Below are 19,343 nucleotides of genomic sequence, written 5' to 3'. Positions count from 1 at the left end.
TTTGGGGATCGTTAACTTTCATGTTCTTCATTTTAAATTGTATATAATTCTGTTTGTTTGATTATCAAATTTAACGATAAGTTTTCTTTGCTTTGTAGGTATTTATACCTGTTTTTTTATTTATACTCTTAAAATAATTTCTAAAATAGATTTTGTCCCTTCAACAAATCTTTACAGGCAATAAATGAATCAGTTTAATATGGTTTTTTACAGCTTCCTTTATATCTTTACTCTAAAAAGTTTATCAAATGAAGCGATGTTTAATATATATAGTATTGTTCCTAATTTCATTATCGGCAAAGGCTTCTTTTATACTCCTTCCGATGGACGAAAATACACAGCAAAATCATCTTAAAGCTTATGGAATTACTTATTGGTGTTTGAGTAAAGATTATAAAGCAAGTTGGCTGCTGAATTATCGCGGAGGCTCTTTTTTATTGCCTTATGCAGATGAAATTAAAAAAGAATGCCAGATTCGAGGTGTTAGTTTTGAAATACTTTCTGATAGTGAAGAAGTATCAATTTTGGATGAAATTTCAAGTCCTTCCCAAAATATGGAATCTGTTGTTCTTGAAAAAGCACCTAAAATTGCTGTTTATACTCCAAAAGGAAAGCAGCCCTGGGATGATGCTGTTACTCTTGTCCTGACTTATGCTGAAATTCCTTTTACACCAATTTACGATGAAGAGGTTCTAAGCGATCAGTTATTGCTTTATGATTGGCTGCATTTGCATCATGAAGATTTTACCGGACAATATGGAAAATTTTATGCAGCTTATAAAAATACACCCTGGTATATTGAACAAAAAAAGGATGCGGAGGCTCTGGCTGCAAAGTTAGGATATACTAAAGTTTCGCAGGAGAAAAGCGCCGTTGCAAAAAAAATAAGAGATTTTGTTATTGGCGGAGGCTTTATGTTCGCTATGTGTTCTGCTACAGATAGTTTTGATATTTCTTTGGCAGCAGATGGTGTCGATATTTGTGAAGCTATGTTTGACGGTGATGCGAGTGAACCAAACTATCAATCAAAATTGGTTTATGGGAATTCATTTGCTTTTAAAGATTTTACACTTGAAAGAAAACCGGAACAATATGAGTTTTCAGATATTGATATGACTACAAAACGAAGAATCCCCCCGGAAAAAGATTATTTTTCATTAATGGAATTTTCAGCAAAATGGGATCCTATTCCAAGTATGTTATGTCAAAATCATACTCAATTAGTAAAAGGATTCATGGGACAGACTACTTCTTTTGACAGTGCATTAATTAAATCAAATGTTTTAATTTTGGGAACTTGTGAAGTAAATGGCGAAGCTCGTTATATTCACGGTGAAAAAGGGAAAGGAATGTTTACTTTTTTTGGAGGCCATGATCCGGAGGATTTTCAGCATCAGGTAGGTGATCCGCCAACAGTTTTGGATTTACACCCCAATTCTCCGGGTTATAGATTGATTTTGAATAACGTTTTGTTTCCTGCTGCAAAAAAGAAAAAATTAAAAACATAATTTATTTCATTGAGAATTCAATCCATATCGGGATGTGATCGGAAATTTTTCGGGCTTCTTTTAAGGAATTGTATCTTTTATAAAAAGGAAGTATTCCGGAATTTATAAAGTAAATAGAATTTATTTTATAAAACATATTATCAAATTCAGATGCCAGACAATTATTTGCTTGGCATTTTTGTTTTAAAGATGTTTTTTGGTTTTGTAAAATTGAAGTATAGCCCATTTTCTTCAGTGGAGTAAAAACCGTATGAGATTGTGGGCAATTGAAATCTCCTATAAAAACTAAATTCAGATTAGGATACTCCTGAGGTAAAAACTTAAAATATTTAATTTCCGTTTCGGGCTGCTTATTTTTGGTAATGGCATGAAATGTAACTAACGTAATGGTTTTTTTATCAATTTCAAAAGTAGCAAAATAAGGCTCCCGATCAATTTCTAAATTATATTTTTTTTCAAGCCAGGTATTTCCTTTCAGCTTTACCTTGTTGGTTTTCCAGATAAAAGCATACCGTTCTGTTTTATATGCACTGCTCGAAGTAGGATTACTAATTTGATAATCCCATTCCGAACCTTTTAGATTTAATATTTCTACAAGTTTTGCGACTGATTGTGCTCCGCCATAACCAGCGACAACTTCCTGTATGGTAATGATGTCATAATTTTTAATAGTATTGGCAATAAAATTTAGCTGAGTTTCAGATTTAGATTTTCCGAAATTTTCAATATTCCAGGAAAGAATCTTGGTTTGGGAGAAAAGAAGTACTGTAAATAATAATAAGAATGAGCTAAAGATGATTTTCATTTAATAAAATTAAAACTCAAATATAAAGATTATACTGTTATTGTTAGTCTTCCCAACCACAAAGTGTCAAGCCAAATCCTTGTGCTTCCTTTAGGCTAACTTCTGTTATTTGATGTTTGCACGCTCCAAAACCACGACAAGATTCATTTAAATGATATTTTTTTGCTCCTCTTATACCACAAATATAAACTTTCGTTTCTATAACATTAAAAGACGAAAGGGTAAAAAATAAAATTGTTATAATAAGCTTCATGTTTTTACTTTTATACTATTAATCGACTATCAAATCATATTTATTACCATTTTTATCAATTGCTTTTAATTTTCCATGAGATATCCATTCGGTATTAATTTCAGTATCAGGAACACCATCTGAATTTAATATTCCGGCACCGCATTTTCCCTGAACGTTGATATTGCCAAAAACGGAATCACCTTTGGTATTTATTCCTTTTACATCATAATTATATTCATAATCACCGGGATTTCCAGTTCTGTATTCATATTGAAAGGTTTTGTCTACGTGATAGGTTTTTGCTTCCTGAGGAGTAATAATTTTTCTGTCATCGGCAGTGACAACTTCTTTGTAAAAATTGTTTATTTTTTGCTTCGGAGGAATTTTTTTACAACTAATTACCGCCAATAAACATATAATAAGTAATTTTCTAATCATATTTTATCTGTTTTTAAAAAGTAATTGAATAAAAAAATGAGGGCTTTAGGAATATATTTATCTATTGGTTTCCTGTTTTATTTATTCAGGTTGTTAATAATGTATAAATGTATCAATTCGATATCGCTTGATATATACGTATTTATACCTGAATTTAGGCTTCATAAGCATCAAGGGTTTCCAATAATTCTTTTTCAAACAAATAAATATCATCAACAGTTTGTATTGCCTGACGAATTTCATTCTTGTTATCATTAAAAAGACCAATATATTTTTTACCTCCGTTAAGATGCAATCGACAAATAGGTTTACGGTTATTATCATCCAGTAAAACGCCAAAATAGGATTGGGTGTCACGTGAGACAATTCTTTTTGTTGGAATTTTTCTTCTCAATATTGCAATAACAATTCTGTAACCCTCCATTTCTTCTTCACTGGTAAAAATTTTATTGTCATCAATGATAATGACTTCTTCAGCTTCTTCTTTTTGTTTTTGAGTTTCTTTATTAATTGCTGCATTTAGGCGATCATTGATTTTTTCGCCAATAAATTGATTAAACCCCTTTTGAACAAGTTCCTTAAATTCATCAACCACTTTTTCTGTTAATCTTCCGGGATATACTTTGTTGGCAAATAATTTTACAAATTCATTAGATGGATTTTGTAATTCGTTGTCAATTTGTTTTTTTATTTCGGTTGTATATTTAAGTAAACTGGCATTGTTAACAATCTTATTTACATCGAAATTTGATTTATGAAATTTGACTATTTCGCTGATTACGTTGTCTTTTAAATTTATAATATCAAATTCTAAAAAAGGTTTTTCATCCATTTTGTTTTTCTCATCCAAATCGGTAAAAAACTGATAAGTAATTCCGTTGGTTAAAAGTGCAAATCGCGTTTTGGTAACATGAAAATATCTGAATAGTTGTGAATTATGAATGGTAAGCTTTTCTTTCCAGCTCTTACATTCAATAATTAGTATAGGTGCACCGTCCTGAAAAATAGCATAATCTACTTTTTCACCCTTTTTTAGACCTAAGTCAGCAGTAAATTCGGGAACAACTTCTGTTGGATTAAATGTATCGTATCCAAGTATGTTTATAAATGGCAAAACAAAAGCATGTTTAGTAGATTCTTCTGTTTCAATTTTATCTTTTAGCAGTATTATTTTGTCTGCCAAAGCTTTTAGCTGAATGTTAATTTCCATAGATGTAGATTTATAATTTATTTATTCAAATGTAAACTCAATAAAAATCAGTAGTTTATGGAAAACCGTAAATCAATAAATATTTAATTTTTTGAACAGTTATAAAAAAGAGGATTAGTAAAATCCTCTTGTAAGTAGTTTTGTTCAATATTATCTAAAGATTAATGGTTTCCTATTATAAAATCCTTGATGATCTTTTCCATATTAGATGGTAAATCGGCATTTTTAATTTCGAAGTGTTTTATTTTCATTTCAGCAAACCATTTTGCCCAATATGCTTTTATCACTTTTTCTTCATACGGATTATTACGATTAGGATTAATTCCTAAAACAAGAACTTCCAAATTTGATAAATCTTCACCGATCTTAATAAAACCAAAATCCTGATCTTGGAATTTTTTCTCCCAGTCTTTAGTATTTAGGCCATTCTTTTGAATAAGTTTCGGAGTAATATATGTCGTTCTGTTGCCTTCTGTCATTACTGTCCCATCATAAAACATATAACCATCTGTTAAAATGACAAGTATGTTTCGATTACCATTTTCAATGCATTGATCTTTTACTTTAGTGTCGAAAAAACTCCATATATCTGAACCTATAAAATTATTGTCTTTTATGGCTGAGTCATATATTTTTGATGTTTGTGAAGCATAATTTGAGTTTATTGAATTCAGTAAATCTTTTGAAGCATTATTTTTATCGATAACAATTCTTAATTTTTGAGAAATCGAATTAATCTCCGGATCTTTAGGTTCCGGATTAAAAAATAATTGCATTTTGTCATTAATCTGTCTTATTCTTTTAGACTTTAAATGCTGTGTAAATCCCTCAGAAACAGATTTTATATAGCCTAAATCTCTCTGATAATATTCCATAGTTGGATTAGGATTCTTTTCAAGGCTAATTCTGTCCGACAAATCCAGAAGTATACTAATGTTATAATTTTCTGCTACAGGATTTTTAGATAAAACTTCTTTTTCTTCTTTGTCTGAATCCTGTCTGCAGGAAAATGCAGAAATAAATAGCAATAATGCAAATGTTTTGAGAATATTTTTCATAGATTAGTTTTTAATAGAATATACTAAATGCTGAAAATCAGGATCAACTAAGTTTAGTTTGCTTAAATGTTCTTCAGAATGAAATTCGCAACTTTCCAGTAATTCCTCTTTTTCTTTATAAGGCAAAGCTATTTCAGTACCGATTGCTTGAAACCATCCTTCCTTATATTGATGATGATAATGCAGATATTCTTTTACAGGAAAAACAAACCCATCTATTTTTGACTGCAGCTCTGCAATTTTCCCCGTTACAATAATTATTTGCTGTTTAAAATCATTAATCTTATTGATATATTCAGTTTTTAATTTTTCTAAATCGATAAGATTTTCTTTTTTTCCTCTTATAAAAGCTCTGATTTTATCGATGTTTTCGAATTCTTTCATCACAAAATCAAAAACAAGTCCCCAAATAATATACACCACAAATCCGGCAAATATGATCATCCAGAATTCTGCTTCGCCTAAAGCAATATTTAAATTATAAGGAGACGAATCTGTTGTTTTATTAAATTCATATATCTTTTTTTCGATTTGATAAGCCAATAGGGCATCAAATAAAAAAGTTGTAACAAATAAAGCAATCATTCTGAAAACGTTTTTCAGGCCTTTTCCTTTTTGAACCATATGAATTACGTAACCTAATCCCATAAATACAAATGGAATTGTAACTACCAAAACACCTTCAAGCCAACTTGCTTGAAATGAATTTGTCAATGCATTGGCATCAAAAATAGCAGCCGTTAAACTATCATTTGCAAACTCCTTAAAAAATGCAGAGTAAGATGCTGAAATATAAAATACTAATACATAAAGAGTTATTGGGAGAAGCAAAAACAAACCAATATAAAATTGCGCTTTCAGTCCTTTTCCGTCCTCGATTCCGTATTTGTCAGGATTGCGTTTTACTTCGATAATTTCATTTTTGATCTGGTCAACGCTATCATTGATGTCCTGTTCTTTCTTTTCGTAAATACCAATTGCCGCTTCGCATTTCTTAAGTTCCGTTCTGTTTTTTTCCTGCTCTTCGCGATACGGCTGTTTGAGTCTGTCCTGTTCCAGTTTTTGCTTTCGGCATTGGTCTTCAAAACTCATATACAGGTTCTGGAGACAGGCTTTTAGCACAATGGGTTTGCCGGTTGCTTTAATAGAAGCCGCGAATCCGCTTTGGTAGTAGGTGATTCTGATTTGTTCTCTGTCTTCTTCATTTTCACCAAAAGTATTGGAATCCTCAACTTTTTTTAAACTAAATAATTGTGTAAGTGATTTCATAATTTAAGAGTTTAATTGACTAATAATTTCTTCTTTTTGAATGTTTTTCTGCACACAGTCAATGAGATAGTTCGATAAATCAGTGATGTTTTCGTCCAGGAAATTAAATTTCCTGCAATACTTTTTCAGCATATTCAATTCATCATCGGTAATTTTCCCGTCGGCCCAGATGATTCGTGTCAAATCATATAAATATTCTATTCGGGTATTTAAATCCTCTGGAATAATTAAATCTGTACTAATTGGATTTAGAAAAAGTTTATCAAGTTCCTCTTTAGGAACTCCACGTTCATCAGCAAAATGATAGAGCATTTGTAATTCTAATACATCAAACTGATCATCGGATAATGCTATTTGATATAATCTCAAAAAATGACTTTTTAGTTCTAGTGTTATCATAGTTTAAGGTGTTTTTATTTTAAAGTTTCACAGGCGATTCCGTCGCCATCAGAATCTAAATTTTTATAACAGCTTTTATTACTGTTGTAAGCAGATTGCGCGGCACTCTGAGATGAAAAGTCACCGCAGGTTTTGGTTGGACAATTTGAGCTCGAAGTATTATTTGGTACTTCTGAAGAATCTGATGATTCTGAACAGGAAATTGCTAATCGTAATAAGAGTATAGCGATAAAAATTCCCGTGTATTTTATTCGTTTTTCCATAATTATAAATGTTTTATTGTATAAATTAAAAAGGTTATTATTCCTGTAAATGCAAATAAGACCATGCATCCGCTATTTTGATATCGTATGCCTGATATTCCAGTTTTAACAGAATATCCACTTTTACTAAATGTTCCCATTTTTGTTTTTAAACTTGGAGAAATACCGGATTTGCTAATATTTAAACCGAGTCCGCCTCCAAGTTTAATTCTTTTTTGAAATCGAAAGCCCATGATTTTTAGGTTTAGTTAATTAAAGTTTTTTATGATTCAGAAACTTCTTTTGACGCTTCCCTTGTTCATGTCAATCGAAGTCAGGAATGTTTATTTCCTTTTTTTATAGTGGTTATGGGTACTTGAGTTTTTATACTTCCCACCTTTATGGGAACTACCTTTTCCACTTTTGTAATGACCACTTTGGGCCTCAACACTACCTCCTAAAACGAGGAAGAATAAACTAAACAAAACGACTAATTTTTTCATAATTTTATTTTTAAATGATTAATTATTCAAACTTAAACCTATTTAAAACCAGTATTTTACGGAAAACCATAATTCGAATTATTTTAAGTTCACTCCATAAAAAAAGCCCCCGGAGGAGCTTGTTATAGTGATGACAGCATTATCAGGATATTAAATAATCCCCATATCTTTTGTAATCGAAACCAGATGAATCGTATTGTTAGCCTTAAAAAAGTCTTTTAGTTTTGAAAGCCTTTTTTCGATCGCACTTTTGCTGTTGGGCTTCACATCCAGGCTTTTAAAAATCTCTATAATTTCATCTTGTGAAGTGCCCGAAGCCAGGTGTTTTAAAATTTGAATATCTAAATCATCTATTTCGAAATTATTTTTTTCCTGTAATGCCGAAGTGACTTCAGGCGAAATAAAAGTCTGATCTGAAGTCGAGACAATATGGATGGCTTTTTTTAGTTCCTCGATACTGTTCAGGCCTTTTAGTACAAAGGCATCAATCCCTGAATTGTCGAAAAGGGATTTAATGCGATAGCTCTTATCTTCGACTGAAAAAGCGATAATTTTAATATCAGGCTGTAAATCACGCACTTTCTGAATCAATTCGTCACCGTCTTTAATCTTTACTTCACGATGCCCTGTTTTGAATGACAGATCACTAATGAGAAGATCATACGGTTCATTTTGATTAATGGCAGCGCGCATTTTCAGAAATGCTTCATCGCAATATTTTGAATGTTGAAAATTTACAATATTTAAATCTTTTAAGACTTGTTCAATTCCTAAACTGATGGCATCAACGTCTTCGGCTACAATTACTTTTTTAAACATATAGAGTTATTTAGGCATAGTTATTTTTACTTTAAAACCTTTCCCCGGTTCTGTTTCAAAAATAATAGATCCTTTTATGGCCAGAATACGGTTTTCCATATTCTGAAGACCATTTTTAATAATTTTATTTTTATCGGTTCCTTGTCCGTTATCGGTATAATTAATCAGGATAGAATTTTCTTCAGTGGCAAACTTTACCACCACAACAGAAGCAGCACTGTGTTTTTTCATATTGACCATTAATTCCTGTAAAACCCTGTAAACGGCTACTTTTTTTAAGTCGTCAACAGTTTCCCAATTGACATTTTCGATACTGGTAATAATTACATTTGTACCTTCCGTATTATTTGTACGTTCGATATTATAGGTAGAAAGCATTTCTTTTAAGTTGGCAGCATAATTTTGTTTGGTATCAATAGTATTGTTCTCTCTCGAAATTCTGCGCACCCGTGCATAAATATGATCCAGTTTCTGAATCAGGGTTTCTTTACTTTCGGTATCTAACAATTGTGTTTGTGTAAAAGTCATTGCGTTAAAAACATCATTGGCCAGTTCATCATGAATATCTTTGGCAATTCTGGTTTCGGTGTCGTAGGCTGTTTTTATTTTTTCAATTCGATTTCGCTTTCTGAGATAAAGAATAAAAAAGAAAAGTGCCGCAATACCGATTATAAAAAAGATACGTTGGTATTTTACTTCCTGCAGCGATAATAAGTTTTCAACCCGTTCTAACTTCAGTTTCTGATTTTCCTCTTTTTCTTTTTTGGAATCGTATTTAATCTTGGCAAATTTGTTTTTGAAATTGTTTCGGATTTTGATAATACTGTCATTTATAACAATGTATTTTTGAGCATATTCCGTACCCGAACCATTAGAAATTAAAAAAGACAGTGCTTTCAGCCTTTCATCAACACTATTAAATTGGGTGGCAAGCTGATAGGCATTATGGGCATTTTGATTTGATTTTACAAGATCGGTTCCGGAATAATATTCGGCTAAATGGAGATAACTTTCAATGCTTCCGTACGGATCATCAATCTGTTTTCTTAAGGTAAGACTTTTATTCATAAATTCAAGCCCGTTTTCGTGCATTCCATTATTAAAATAAGCAAAACCCAGATTGTCCAGCACTCTGGCTTTGCTTTTGTGGATTTCAGGCGACCTTTTATCTGTTATTTTATCGCTTAAAATATTGCTCTTTACTATGGATTCTAAAATAGCTATCGCCTCAGGGTATTTTTTTTGTTTGATATAGACAACGGCAATATTATTTAGAGGAGCTTGTTTGGATAGTGTATCTTTTGAATCTTTAATGGCTTTTTTATAATAAAGAATGGCATCATCGTATAAGGAAAGTTCTTTATCCGCAATACCAAAAAAGTTATTGATGGCCACTCCGTAATTATTGTCATTTTTGAGGTAGGGCAGCGACTCGGTCAAGGTTTCCTTGCTGCCGTAATAATCGCCGTTTATTTGCTGGATATACGCCATCTGCATCAAATTGTAGACAATATTGGCACTATCCTTATAGGTTTCAAATGTTATTTTTGATTTATTAAAGTAATAGAAGGCACTATTAAAGTTACTTTTTTGCAAATTGGAAAAGCCCTTCTCCTGAAGTATTTTGGCTTCTTTGGTGGAAAGGGCAGGATCAACCGTTTTAATAGTACGCTCATTGCAGGAGAGCAAAAAGAGAAAAATGAATAAATACAAAATCGGGGATCGTAGCATGATTGTTACTTTCCCCGAAATTAGTAATTAATACTAAAAATAGTACTTAAAATAAAATATTATTTTGGTGGTGGCAAAACAATTACAGGCTGATCGCCAGGTCCTTCGGCATATGACGGAACAGGATGGCTTTTCTTTTGAATCTCTTTTTTTGCCTGAGTTTCATATTCGTCTGCTGTGCAGGAAAATAATGTAGTTGTCAATAGTGCAAATGTTCCCAATATGATTAATTTTTTCATCGTGATAAAATTTAAAAAATGATATAGGTATGGCCGTCCGGATTCTGTCCGGATCTTGATAAAACAATACCTATGAAGGTTGGGAAGTGAAGTGCGTAGAACAGTATGATTTTATCTATACTTCCCGGATAAACTCCGTCTTACGGTTTTCCGCACTTTTAATTGAACTAGTTTTGTACATTTGTTTTAACCTGCAGATTAAAACGTTAACTAATTTTTGACAAAGTTATAGCCATTGTAAGCCTCAATATATCAGGAATTCCTAGCAATTCCTATGCTGTGGTTAGAATCCTGAAATGACCTGGGAAATCCTAGAAAAGCCTAAAAAAAAAAATATGCCTATGTATAACTATACTTTATTAGAAAAATATAAAACTGCAATTAAAGCCAGATATGAAATAGAGAAGGAAGGTGATTATTCTTATTATTTGAAAAATCCTTCCAGAGGAAAATTGCGAGATTTATGTTGGATGATATTTGAGAAAGGATTAAACCAAGAGGATTTAAATGTTTTTTGTACCTTATTAGGCATGCCATTTGATCTCACCAAGAAAGATAAATTTAAAGAGCAAAAGGACAAGTTTAGACCTATTGAGACTTTTTTTAAAGGAGAGACTGATCCATCTAATATAGATGCAATCAATCTTGCGGCAATTCTGATAGATTTTCAGTTACGACCTTTTGCTAAATTTAAAGCCAAATGTATTAAAGAGACTAAAGAGATAGAAAGTTTTAATGATCCAGAATTATTTATTTCAAAGGATAAACAAAAAGAGAAAGAGATAAGTGTTTGTAATAATGAGGGAGAAAGCTTTAAAAAAGAAGAAAATCTAAATAAAGAAAATGAAACAGAGAGTTCGGATGAAGTTGTTGAATCAGTAAGTTTATTTATGGGTTTAAAAAAGGAATTGCCTCAGAAAGGAAATGACAAGACAAAACGAAATATATTGATACTAACAGGTATTATTTGTTTGTTGTTTTTAGTTTATTATTTTGCACAACAAAAACAATGTATGCAATGGTCTGGTAATCATTATGAAGAAGTAAGTTGTGATTTGAAAATGCAGGGAATAGGAACCTACAATATTGCAGAGCCTTTAGATGAAAGAATAATTAATCTTAGAAAAATTAAGGTTTGTGATACAACTTCTTTTTTTAAAAATGGAGAAGCTGTCATTTGGTATGTAAAAGTAGGAGATAGTGTAGAATTTTTTAATACACACGGAAGGCATCCTGAAAATAAAAAACCATTAAGACCCGTAACTCAATATATTATTGATAAATATTTATTGAAAAATAAAAAAGAATAGAATTAGAAGTGTAAAACTTCAGATATACATTTTATAATACATCTGAAGTTTCTATAATTATGAAGCCCTTAAGCCTGTAGTTATTGCAAACCTATTCCATGAATTGATGGTAATAATAGCAAGGATAATTTCGGCTAAATACTTTTCATCAAACTGGCGAGCAGCATTTTGATAAACATCTTCAGAAACATGATTGCTGATTAAAGTTACTTCTTCGGTCAAAGCCAAAATTGCTTTTTCTTCTTCGGTATAAATATCAGCTTCACGCCATACGCTTATAAGGTAAATACGTTGCTCGGTTTCTCCGTGTTTTCGGGCATCTGCTGTATGCATATTAATACAGAAAGCACATCCATTTATTTGTGAAGCACGAATTTTGATGAGTTCTTTATGAGTTGGTGTCAATGAGGTTTTAGAAATGTAGTTTTCTAAATTCATAAGAGCTTGATAAGCTTCCGGAGCAACTGTAGGAATAACGATTCTTGGTTTCATTTTTACTTGTTTTAAAGTTGAAACAAAGGTCAGCGAATCATATTCTAAAAATCTTGAACTACTTCAAGAAATAGATTTTATGCTTTCCCGGCTCTAATTTTACTCATAAATTCAGCCGAAAAATCAAGATAGGAGGCAAGCATGTATTGAGGAACACGCTGTACAAATTCAGGGTTTTGGTTTTTAAAATGATTGTACCGTTCTTCTGCAGACATAGTAAATAAGAATTTAATGCGCATTTGTGCGGCACCAAATGTTTTCTGAGAAATGATTCTAAAATAGCGTTCTAATTTAGGAATCTGAATCAATAATGATTCGAAGACAGGTTTCTCAATTGCAATGACATCTGAATTCTCAACAGCCTGAATATAAAAGTTTGAAGGAACATTATTGTGGTAACTTAGATAATCAGTTAGCCACCAGCTTTCAATAGCAAATTGAAGTGTTTGTTCTGTCCCTTTTGCATTAATTATATATTGTCTTACACAGCCTTTGATTACAAAATACATCGTGTTACAAACTTCCCCTTCTTGTAATACATGCTGCTTTTTCTTTATTTTGGAAAGTTCTAAATTTGATTCCAAAATTTCAATATCAGATTGTTCTAAGTTTACGAATTTCTGGATATGGTTAAAAAGGGTTGAGTACATAGGATTGTAATTTTAAAGATAATTATAAATTCAGTTCTACAGTTTGAACTGATATAAAAGCAAAAAACCATTCGCGTTAACGAATGGTTTTTCTATGATAAGTAAGTAATCTAAATTGAGTTGATAAAACGTTTATTTTACTTTATTAAGTATTGCTTTGAAAGCTTCAGGGTGATTCATCGCTAAATCTGCAAGAACCTTACGGTTCAATTCGATTCCGTTAGCTTTTACTTTCCCCATGAATTGAGAATAAGACATTCCTTCCAATCTGGCTCCAGCGTTGATACGTTGAATCCATAATGCACGGAAATTTCTTTTGTTTTGTTTTCTATCGCGGTAAGCGTAGCACATTGCTTTCTCTACTGCATTCTTAGCAACTGTCCAAACGTTTTTACGTCTTCCAAAGAAACCTTTGGCTTGCTTCATTATTTTTTTTCTTCTTGCTCTTTTAGCAACTGAATTTACCGATCTTGGCATAATTTTAATGTGTTTTTGTAGCAGGCGTCCTGAATTGAATCAAAGGAACTTAAAAGCCATACTCCAAGGTTATATAAATAATTTTTTAACCTAAAGAATTATTAGATAATTCTTAATTGTTGTTTGATGCTTTTCATATCTGTAGAGTGAACTAACGCTGAGTGTGTCAAAGCTAATTTACGTTTTTTAGATTTTTTAGTCAGGATGTGACTTTTAAAAGCATGCTTTCTTTTAATCTTTCCAGAACCAGTAACTTTGAAACGTTTCTTGGCGCTAGATTTTGTTTTCATTTTAGGCATTTTTCCTAGTGTTTTAATTTATTCTTACTTACTTATATCATGGTCTGAAAGTTTAAAAGTCAAAGTCAAAAGTCAGTTTATGACTTTCGGCTTTAAGACTTTCGACTTTAAGACTTATTTCTTTTTCTTCGGAGCAATGAACATAATCATTCTCTTTCCTTCCAAAACCGGCATCGCTTCCACTTTACCATGCTCTTCTAAATCTGTTGCCAAGCGTAGTAATAAAATCTGACCTTGATCTTTATAGATGATAGAACGTCCTTTAAAGAAAACGAATGCTTTTAATTTCGCACCTTCTTTAAGGAACTTTTCAGCATTTTTTCTTTTAAATTCGTAATCATGCTCATCTGTCTGAGGACCGAATCTAATTTCCTTTACTACAACCTGCGTTGACTTAGCCTTTAAAACCTTATCACGTTTCTTTTGTTCGTAAACAAATTTCTTGTAATCCATGATTTTACACACCGGCGGCTCAGCATTCGGAGAAATCTCTACCAAATCCAATTCGAATTGGTCTGCTAAACGTAATGCCTCAGCAAGCTTAAATACACCTGGTTCGATGTTTTCGCCTACTAATCTTACTTCTTGTACACCACGAATAAGGTTATTTATTCTGTGTGCATCCTTTTTTTCTACGCGAGGTTGATAACCTCTGTTGCTTCTTATTGCTATGACTTTATAATTTAAGTTAAACTGTAAAAACTTTTAATGTCTTTTTTATTTCTTCGTTAACAATTCTGACAAATTCTTCTATTGTAACTGTAATATTCCCTTTTCCTTCCTGACCGTGACGACGAATAGAAATAGTTCCATTTTTCTCTTCTTCTTCACCTACGATAAGCATGAACGGTATTTTCTGCATTTCTGCATCTCTAATTTTTTTACCAATCGTCTCGCTTCTGTTGTCAATTAGGGCGCGAATTTCGTGATTTTCTAGCAAATCTAAAACTTTTTTAGCATAAATTTCGTATTTCTCGCTCAAAGACAAGATTATAGCCTGCTCAGGCATTAGCCAAAGCGGGAAATTTCCTGCAGTATGCTCTAGTAAAATTGCAATAAATCGTTCCATTGATCCAAATGGAGCTCTGTGAATCATAACTGGGCGATGTAATTCATTATCAGCACCTTTATAAGTCAATTCAAAACGCTCAGGAAGGTTATAATCAACCTGAATTGTTCCTAATTGCCATTGTCTTCCTAAAGCATCTTTTACCATAAAGTCAAGCTTCGGACCGTAAAAAGCAGCCTCACCATATTCTACAACAGTATTCAATCCTTTATCAGCTGCAGCATTGATAATAGCATTTTCTGCTTTTTCCCAGTTTTCATCAGAACCAATGTATTTCTCTCTGTTTTCCTGATCTCTCAATGAAATTTGAGCCGTAAAGTTTTCAAAACCTAAAGAACCAAATACATATAATACTAAATCAATTACTTTTTTAAACTCTTCATCTAATTGCTCCGGAGTACAAAAAATATGCGCATCATCCTGAGTAAATCCTCTTACACGAGTTAAACCGTGTAATTCGCCAGATTGCTCATACCTATATACAGTTCCAAATTCAGCATAACGCTTTGGTAAATCTTTATATGACCAAGGTCTTACATTATAGATTTCACAGTGATGAGGACAGTTCATAGGTTTTAATAAAAACTCTTCACCTTCGGCAGGAGTATTGATTGGCTGAAAACTGTCGGCACCGTATTTTGCATAGTGCCCAGAAGTTACATAAAGTTCTTTCTGACCAATATGTGGAGTAACGACTTGCTCGTATCCTGCTTTTTTCTGAGCTTTCTTTAAAAATTGCTCTAAACGATCTCTAAGTGCAGCACCTTTTGGTAACCATAATGGTAAGCCTTGTCCAACTTTCTGAGAGAAAGCAAACAATTCTAATTCTTTACCTAATTTACGGTGGTCACGACGTTTTGCTTCTTCAAGAAGTTCAAGATACTCAGTCAAATCTTTTTGTTTAGGGAAAGATGTTCCGTAAACACGAGTCAACTGTTTGTTCTTTTCGTCACCTCTCCAGTAAGCACCGGCAACGCTCATGATTTTAAAAGCTTTGATAATACCTGTATTCGGAATATGCCCACCTCTACATAAATCAGTAAAAGTAGCATGATCACAAAAAGTAATAGTTCCGTCTTCAAGATTCGAAATCAATTCAGTCTTGTAAACGTTGTCTTTGTACATTTCTAAAGCATCAGCTTTGCTAACCGGACGCATTTTGAACTCATGCTTTTCTCTTGAAATCTCAAGAACACGATCTTCGATTTTTTTAAAGTCAGCTTCTACGATTTTCTGATCTTCAAAATCCACGTCATAATAGAATCCATTTGAGATTGCAGGTCCAAGAGTCAGTTTAATCCCAGGATACAATTCTTCAAGCGCTTGAGCCATTACGTGCGAAGTCGAATGCCAGAAAGCTTTTTTACCTTCCGCATCATTCCAAGTATATAAAATAAGACTACCGTCGGTCGTCAATGGAGTTTCGGTTTCAATTGTTGTACCATTAAAAGACGCAGAAATCACGTTTCTTGCAAATCCTTCACTAATGCTTTTAGCAACCTCCATCGGAGTTACGCCTGAAGCGAACTCTCTAATCGACCCATCGGGTAAAGTAATCTTAATCATTGTTTATAATTTTGTGAATGCAAATATAGCGCATTACTAAAATACATACAATACATATATACATGTTTATGCTATTAATATATAGGAAGGAAAATCATTTCTATTATATTAGTTTTTTGTACATATATATAAGTAGAGATTTCTTGTATAATAAGTAAGAGTGTTGAGAATTGGTAGAAGGGTTTGGATATGATTTTTAATAAGGAGCTTATTCCCGCTATGCGCTTCAATCTTTTGTGCCGAACCCCAGTACAAAAGGATTTCCGTTTCTATCGGGGCTGGGGGAGCCGTTTTCAAAAGGGTATTGCTGTTGTTATATGTATATGAAGAACTTCGAGTATGATGGAAAAGCGCTCAGATAAAGGTCAAAAGTCATTCCTGGCCATGAAAAACCCCTAAAACAGCTTGACTGATATATTTAAAAGTTCTCACAAAAGAACCTGCTGTGATGTGAAGTCCACAAAATGCGGCAATGAATACTAAATGAAATTACAACAAACACAATTGGCTGCTGAAAATTCCTATAAATGCCAAAAAAGAGGGAAGCGTAAGTTTTGTGTTATCAGCGAGTTAAGAAAAAGATTGAAAAAAGGTGGAAAATATATAATAAAAAGTCTTGCAAATGTAAATAAAGGTGCTACTTTTGCACCCGCAACAGCGACAGACGTTCCTTTAAATACTGACAAGCATACGAATTGATACTGAAAAATTTTTTCAAAAAAAGATTCAAAAAAGCTTGTGGGATTTGAAAACGGATGTTACCTTTGCACCCCGCAAAACATCGGAAGTTCCTTGATAGATTGGTGAGAATTATAAAGAAATGAGGCGAAAAAAAAGTTTCAAAAAAAACTTTAAAAAGTTCTTGCTAATTAAAAAAGAAGTTGTAGTTTTGCACCCGCTTTGAGGGATAAACGAAAAGCGAAACAAAAAAGAAATACACGTTCGTAGACATATTGAATTGACAGCCGTTTTGAGAGAGATTTCAAAACACAAGAATAAAGAGTAAGATAATCGAGAGATTGAAAAGAACCGATAGAGACTGATTCGAATAACAATACGATTTGATGCAAATCAAATCAACAATATACGATGAAGAGTTTGATCCTGGCTCAGGATGAACGCTAGCGGCAGGCTTAACACATGCAAGTCGAGGGGTATTTGTCTTCGGGCAGAGAGACCGGCGCACGGGTGCGTAACGCGTATGCAATCTACCTTTCACAGAGGGATAGCCCAGAGAAATTTGGATTAATACCTCATGGTATTATGAAATGGCATCATTTTATAATTAAAGTCACAACGGTGAAAGATGAGCATGCGTCCCATTAGCTAGTTGGTAAGGTAACGGCTTACCAAGGCTACGATGGGTAGGGGTCCTGAGGGAGATCCCCCACACTGGTACTGAGACACGGACCAGACTCCTACGGGAGGCAGCAGTGAGGAATATTGGACAATGGGCGCAAGCCTGATCCAGCCATGCCGCGTGCAGGATGACGGTCCTATGGATTGTAAACTGCTTTTATACGAGAAGAAACACTCCCTCGTGAGGGAGCTTGACGGTATCGTAAGAATAAGGATCGGCTAACTCCGTGCCAGCAGCCGCGGTAATACGGAGGATCCAAGCGTTATCCGGAATCATTGGGTTTAAAGGGTCCGTAGGCGGTTTGGTAAGTCAGTGGTGAAAGCCCATCGCTCAACGGTGGAACGGCCATTGATACTGCCAGACTTGAATTATTAGGAAGTAACTAGAATATGTAGTGTAGCGGTGAAATGCTTAGAGATTACATGGAATACCAATTGCGAAGGCAGGTTACTACTAATGGATTGACGCTGATGGACGAAAGCGTGGGTAGCGAACAGGATTAGATACCCTGGTAGTCCACGCCGTAAACGATGGATACTAGCTGTTGGGAGCAATCTCAGTGGCTAAGCGAAAGTGATAAGTATCCCACCTGGGGAGTACGTTCGCAAGAATGAAACTCAAAGGAATTGACGGGGGCCCGCACAAGCGGTGGAGCATGTGGTTTAATTCGATGATACGCGAGGAACCTTACCAAGGCTTAAATGTAGATTGACCGTTTTGGAAACAGAACTTTCGCAAGACAATTTACAAGGTGCTGCATGGTTGTCGTCAGCTCGTGCCGTGAGGTGTCAGGTTAAGTCCTATAACGAGCGCAACCCCTGTTGTTAGTTGCCAGCGAGTCAAGTCGGGAACTCTAACAAGACTGCCAGTGCAAACTGTGAGGAAGGTGGGGATGACGTCAAATCATCACGGCCCTTACGCCTTGGGCTACACACGTGCTACAATGGCCGGTACAGAGAGCAGCCACTGGGCGACCAGGAGCGAATCTACAAAACCGGTCACAGTTCGGATCGGAGTCTGCAACTCGACTCCGTGAAGCTGGAATCGCTAGTAATCGGATATCAGCCATGATCCGGTGAATACGTTCCCGGGCCTTGTACACACCGCCCGTCAAGCCATGGAAGCTGGGGGTGCCTGAAGTCGGTGACCGCAAGGAGCTGCCTAGGGTAAAACTGGTAACTAGGGCTAAGTCGTAACAAGGTAGCCGTACCGGAAGGTGCGGCTGGAACACCTCCTTTCTAGAGCCCCAATTGTTAGTGCTTGCACACGATGGGGAAAAAAGAAGAAGCTTTAAAGGTTTTGATTTTGAGAATATTTTACTCTTGCTGTTAGTTCAAATAATAAATTTTAAGTAAAACAGAGTCTCGTAGCTCAGCTGGTTAGAGTACTACACTGATAATGTAGGGGTCGGCAGTTCGAGTCTGCCCGGGACTACTATTTTAGCGTTATGAGTCATAAGTTATGAGTTATAAGTTAAAAAAGACTGTAAGCTTAAAAAAAAGGAAATTCTAGGGTTGAGACCTTATGAGCTGAAAATTCATAACTCATAACTAATAACTCATAAGAAAATTGGGGGATTAGCTCAGCTGGCTAGAGCGCCTGCCTTGCACGCAGGAGGTCAACGGTTCGACTCCGTTATTCTCCACAAAGGCCGTAAGCTATAA

General features: G+C 34.0%; 21 protein-coding genes, 2 tRNA genes and 1 rRNA gene. 6 read left to right on the top strand and 18 right to left on the bottom strand.

The window, feature by feature from the left end; translation table 11 throughout:
* The first annotated feature begins 248 nt into the window (after positions 1-248).
* Positions 249-1,508: an asparagine synthetase B gene (locus ACEN92_RS09995; protein ID WP_495642211.1), complete on the top strand. Its 1,260-nt coding sequence runs from the start codon at positions 249-251 to the stop codon at positions 1,506-1,508.
* Between the two features lies 1 nt (position 1,509).
* Here ACEN92_RS09995 and ACEN92_RS09990 read toward each other — a convergent pair whose 3' ends face one another.
* From ACEN92_RS09990 to ACEN92_RS09935, 12 genes are all read right to left on the bottom strand, one after another.
* On the bottom strand, positions 1,510-2,313 hold the full coding sequence (locus ACEN92_RS09990; protein WP_495642210.1) for an endonuclease/exonuclease/phosphatase family protein: 804 nt from the start codon (positions 2,311-2,313) through the stop codon (positions 1,510-1,512).
* A 43-nt stretch (positions 2,314-2,356) separates the two neighbouring features.
* A complete protein-coding gene (locus ACEN92_RS09985; RefSeq protein ID WP_495642209.1) occupies positions 2,357-2,566 on the bottom strand; it encodes a hypothetical protein in 210 nt (69 codons plus the stop codon).
* Between the two features lie 18 nt (positions 2,567-2,584).
* Positions 2,585-2,986 carry a hypothetical protein gene (locus ACEN92_RS09980; protein ID WP_495642208.1) on the bottom strand — a complete coding sequence of 134 codons (402 nt, stop codon included), beginning with the start codon at positions 2,984-2,986 and terminating at the stop codon, positions 2,585-2,587.
* A gap of 154 nt (positions 2,987-3,140) precedes the next feature.
* A complete protein-coding gene (locus tag ACEN92_RS09975; protein WP_495642207.1) occupies positions 3,141-4,196 on the bottom strand; it encodes a type I restriction endonuclease in 1,056 nt (351 codons plus the stop codon).
* Positions 4,197-4,357: 161 nt separating this feature from the next.
* On the bottom strand, positions 4,358-5,254 hold the full coding sequence (locus tag ACEN92_RS09970) for a hypothetical protein (protein ID WP_495642206.1): 897 nt from the start codon (positions 5,252-5,254) through the stop codon (positions 4,358-4,360).
* A gap of 3 nt (positions 5,255-5,257) precedes the next feature.
* Entirely contained in the window at positions 5,258-6,523 is a 1,266-nt protein-coding gene (locus ACEN92_RS09965; protein ID WP_495642205.1) for an ABC transporter permease, read from the bottom strand.
* Positions 6,524-6,526: 3 nt separating this feature from the next.
* Positions 6,527-6,922, bottom strand: a complete 396-nt coding sequence (locus ACEN92_RS09960; RefSeq protein ID WP_495642204.1) for a hypothetical protein — start codon at positions 6,920-6,922, stop codon at positions 6,527-6,529.
* 14 nt (positions 6,923-6,936) lie between these two features.
* Entirely contained in the window at positions 6,937-7,185 is a 249-nt protein-coding gene (locus ACEN92_RS09955; RefSeq protein WP_495642203.1) for an excalibur calcium-binding domain-containing protein, read from the bottom strand.
* A 2-nt stretch (positions 7,186-7,187) separates the two neighbouring features.
* Entirely contained in the window at positions 7,188-7,418 is a 231-nt protein-coding gene (locus tag ACEN92_RS09950) for a DUF4236 domain-containing protein (RefSeq protein ID WP_495642202.1), read from the bottom strand.
* Positions 7,419-7,817: 399 nt separating this feature from the next.
* The gene (locus ACEN92_RS09945) at positions 7,818-8,486 is read right to left on the bottom strand and encodes a response regulator (RefSeq protein WP_495642201.1); all 669 of its coding nucleotides are present in this window, start codon (positions 8,484-8,486) and stop codon (positions 7,818-7,820) included.
* A gap of 6 nt (positions 8,487-8,492) precedes the next feature.
* Complete coding sequence (locus tag ACEN92_RS09940; protein ID WP_495642200.1) at positions 8,493-10,217, bottom strand: tetratricopeptide repeat-containing sensor histidine kinase; 1,725 nt, start codon at positions 10,215-10,217, stop codon at positions 8,493-8,495.
* A 59-nt stretch (positions 10,218-10,276) separates the two neighbouring features.
* Complete coding sequence (locus ACEN92_RS09935) at positions 10,277-10,456, bottom strand: hypothetical protein (RefSeq protein ID WP_495642199.1); 180 nt, start codon at positions 10,454-10,456, stop codon at positions 10,277-10,279.
* A gap of 296 nt (positions 10,457-10,752) precedes the next feature.
* On the opposite strand from ACEN92_RS09935, the gene ACEN92_RS09930 reads away from it, so the two are divergent.
* Positions 10,753-11,766, top strand: coding sequence for a hypothetical protein (locus ACEN92_RS09930; protein ID WP_495642198.1), 1,014 nt, complete (start codon positions 10,753-10,755; stop codon positions 11,764-11,766).
* Positions 11,767-11,823: 57 nt separating this feature from the next.
* Here the strand turns inward: ACEN92_RS09930 and ACEN92_RS09925 are convergent, their stop codons facing one another.
* The 6 genes from ACEN92_RS09925 to thrS all read right to left on the bottom strand — a co-directional run bounded on the left by ACEN92_RS09925 (position 11,824) and on the right by thrS (position 16,319).
* On the bottom strand, positions 11,824-12,258 hold the full coding sequence (locus ACEN92_RS09925; protein WP_495642197.1) for a carboxymuconolactone decarboxylase family protein: 435 nt from the start codon (positions 12,256-12,258) through the stop codon (positions 11,824-11,826).
* Between the two features lie 77 nt (positions 12,259-12,335).
* On the bottom strand, positions 12,336-12,908 hold the full coding sequence (locus ACEN92_RS09920) for a Crp/Fnr family transcriptional regulator (RefSeq protein ID WP_495642196.1): 573 nt from the start codon (positions 12,906-12,908) through the stop codon (positions 12,336-12,338).
* 132 nt (positions 12,909-13,040) lie between these two features.
* Entirely contained in the window at positions 13,041-13,385 is a 345-nt protein-coding gene (gene rplT / locus ACEN92_RS09915) for a 50S ribosomal protein L20 (protein WP_007810721.1), read from the bottom strand.
* Positions 13,386-13,486: 101 nt separating this feature from the next.
* Positions 13,487-13,684, bottom strand: coding sequence for a 50S ribosomal protein L35 (rpmI, locus tag ACEN92_RS09910; protein ID WP_007810722.1), 198 nt, complete (start codon positions 13,682-13,684; stop codon positions 13,487-13,489).
* 114 nt (positions 13,685-13,798) lie between these two features.
* On the bottom strand, positions 13,799-14,350 hold the full coding sequence (gene infC / locus ACEN92_RS09905; RefSeq protein ID WP_081491471.1) for a translation initiation factor IF-3: 552 nt from the start codon (positions 14,348-14,350) through the stop codon (positions 13,799-13,801).
* Between the two features lie 22 nt (positions 14,351-14,372).
* Complete coding sequence (thrS, locus tag ACEN92_RS09900) at positions 14,373-16,319, bottom strand: threonine--tRNA ligase (RefSeq protein ID WP_495642195.1); 1,947 nt, start codon at positions 16,317-16,319, stop codon at positions 14,373-14,375.
* A 483-nt stretch (positions 16,320-16,802) separates the two neighbouring features.
* On the opposite strand from thrS, the gene ACEN92_RS09895 reads away from it, so the two are divergent.
* The 4 genes from ACEN92_RS09895 (at position 16,803) to ACEN92_RS09880 (ending at position 19,324) form a co-directional block, all read left to right on the top strand.
* Positions 16,803-17,018 (top strand): hypothetical protein, encoded by a 216-nt coding sequence (locus tag ACEN92_RS09895; RefSeq protein WP_495642194.1) that lies wholly within the window; start codon positions 16,803-16,805, stop codon positions 17,016-17,018.
* Positions 17,019-17,405: 387 nt separating this feature from the next.
* A 16S ribosomal RNA gene (locus ACEN92_RS09890) occupies positions 17,406-18,917 on the top strand.
* Positions 18,918-19,039: 122 nt separating this feature from the next.
* Positions 19,040-19,113: transfer RNA gene (locus tag ACEN92_RS09885), tRNA-Ile, on the top strand.
* A gap of 137 nt (positions 19,114-19,250) precedes the next feature.
* Positions 19,251-19,324, top strand: a tRNA-Ala gene (locus ACEN92_RS09880).
* Positions 19,325-19,343: the final 19 nt, after the last annotated feature.

This window comes from Flavobacterium sp. Flavsp81 (assembly GCF_059491325.1).
This window is presented reverse-complemented; position numbering and strand designations above follow the sequence as displayed.

Coding starts and splice junctions, on each gene's coding strand:
- ACEN92_RS09970 (WP_495642206.1), bottom strand. CDS start 5,254: ATGAAAAATATTCTCAAAACATTTGCATTATTGCTATTTATTTCTGCA.
- ACEN92_RS09960 (WP_495642204.1), bottom strand. CDS start 6,922: ATGATAACACTAGAACTAAAAAGTCATTTTTTGAGATTATATCAAATA.
- ACEN92_RS09955 (WP_495642203.1), bottom strand. CDS start 7,185: ATGGAAAAACGAATAAAATACACGGGAATTTTTATCGCTATACTCTTA.
- ACEN92_RS09975 (WP_495642207.1), bottom strand. CDS start 4,196: ATGGAAATTAACATTCAGCTAAAAGCTTTGGCAGACAAAATAATACTG.
- rpmI (WP_007810722.1), bottom strand. CDS start 13,684: ATGCCTAAAATGAAAACAAAATCTAGCGCCAAGAAACGTTTCAAAGTT.
- ACEN92_RS09935 (WP_495642199.1), bottom strand. CDS start 10,456: ATGAAAAAATTAATCATATTGGGAACATTTGCACTATTGACAACTACA.
- thrS (WP_495642195.1), bottom strand. CDS start 16,319: ATGATTAAGATTACTTTACCCGATGGGTCGATTAGAGAGTTCGCTTCA.
- ACEN92_RS09925 (WP_495642197.1), bottom strand. CDS start 12,258: ATGAAACCAAGAATCGTTATTCCTACAGTTGCTCCGGAAGCTTATCAA.
- rplT (WP_007810721.1), bottom strand. CDS start 13,385: ATGCCAAGATCGGTAAATTCAGTTGCTAAAAGAGCAAGAAGAAAAAAA.
- ACEN92_RS09930 (WP_495642198.1), top strand. CDS start 10,753: ATGACCTGGGAAATCCTAGAAAAGCCTAAAAAAAAAAATATGCCTATG.
- ACEN92_RS09920 (WP_495642196.1), bottom strand. CDS start 12,908: ATGTACTCAACCCTTTTTAACCATATCCAGAAATTCGTAAACTTAGAA.
- ACEN92_RS09995 (WP_495642211.1), top strand. CDS start 249: ATGAAGCGATGTTTAATATATATAGTATTGTTCCTAATTTCATTATCG.
- ACEN92_RS09980 (WP_495642208.1), bottom strand. CDS start 2,986: ATGATTAGAAAATTACTTATTATATGTTTATTGGCGGTAATTAGTTGT.
- ACEN92_RS09945 (WP_495642201.1), bottom strand. CDS start 8,486: ATGTTTAAAAAAGTAATTGTAGCCGAAGACGTTGATGCCATCAGTTTA.
- ACEN92_RS09965 (WP_495642205.1), bottom strand. CDS start 6,523: ATGAAATCACTTACACAATTATTTAGTTTAAAAAAAGTTGAGGATTCC.
- ACEN92_RS09990 (WP_495642210.1), bottom strand. CDS start 2,313: ATGAAAATCATCTTTAGCTCATTCTTATTATTATTTACAGTACTTCTT.
- ACEN92_RS09985 (WP_495642209.1), bottom strand. CDS start 2,566: ATGAAGCTTATTATAACAATTTTATTTTTTACCCTTTCGTCTTTTAAT.
- ACEN92_RS09895 (WP_495642194.1), top strand. CDS start 16,803: ATGAAATTACAACAAACACAATTGGCTGCTGAAAATTCCTATAAATGC.
- ACEN92_RS09950 (WP_495642202.1), bottom strand. CDS start 7,418: ATGGGCTTTCGATTTCAAAAAAGAATTAAACTTGGAGGCGGACTCGGT.
- ACEN92_RS09940 (WP_495642200.1), bottom strand. CDS start 10,217: ATGCTACGATCCCCGATTTTGTATTTATTCATTTTTCTCTTTTTGCTC.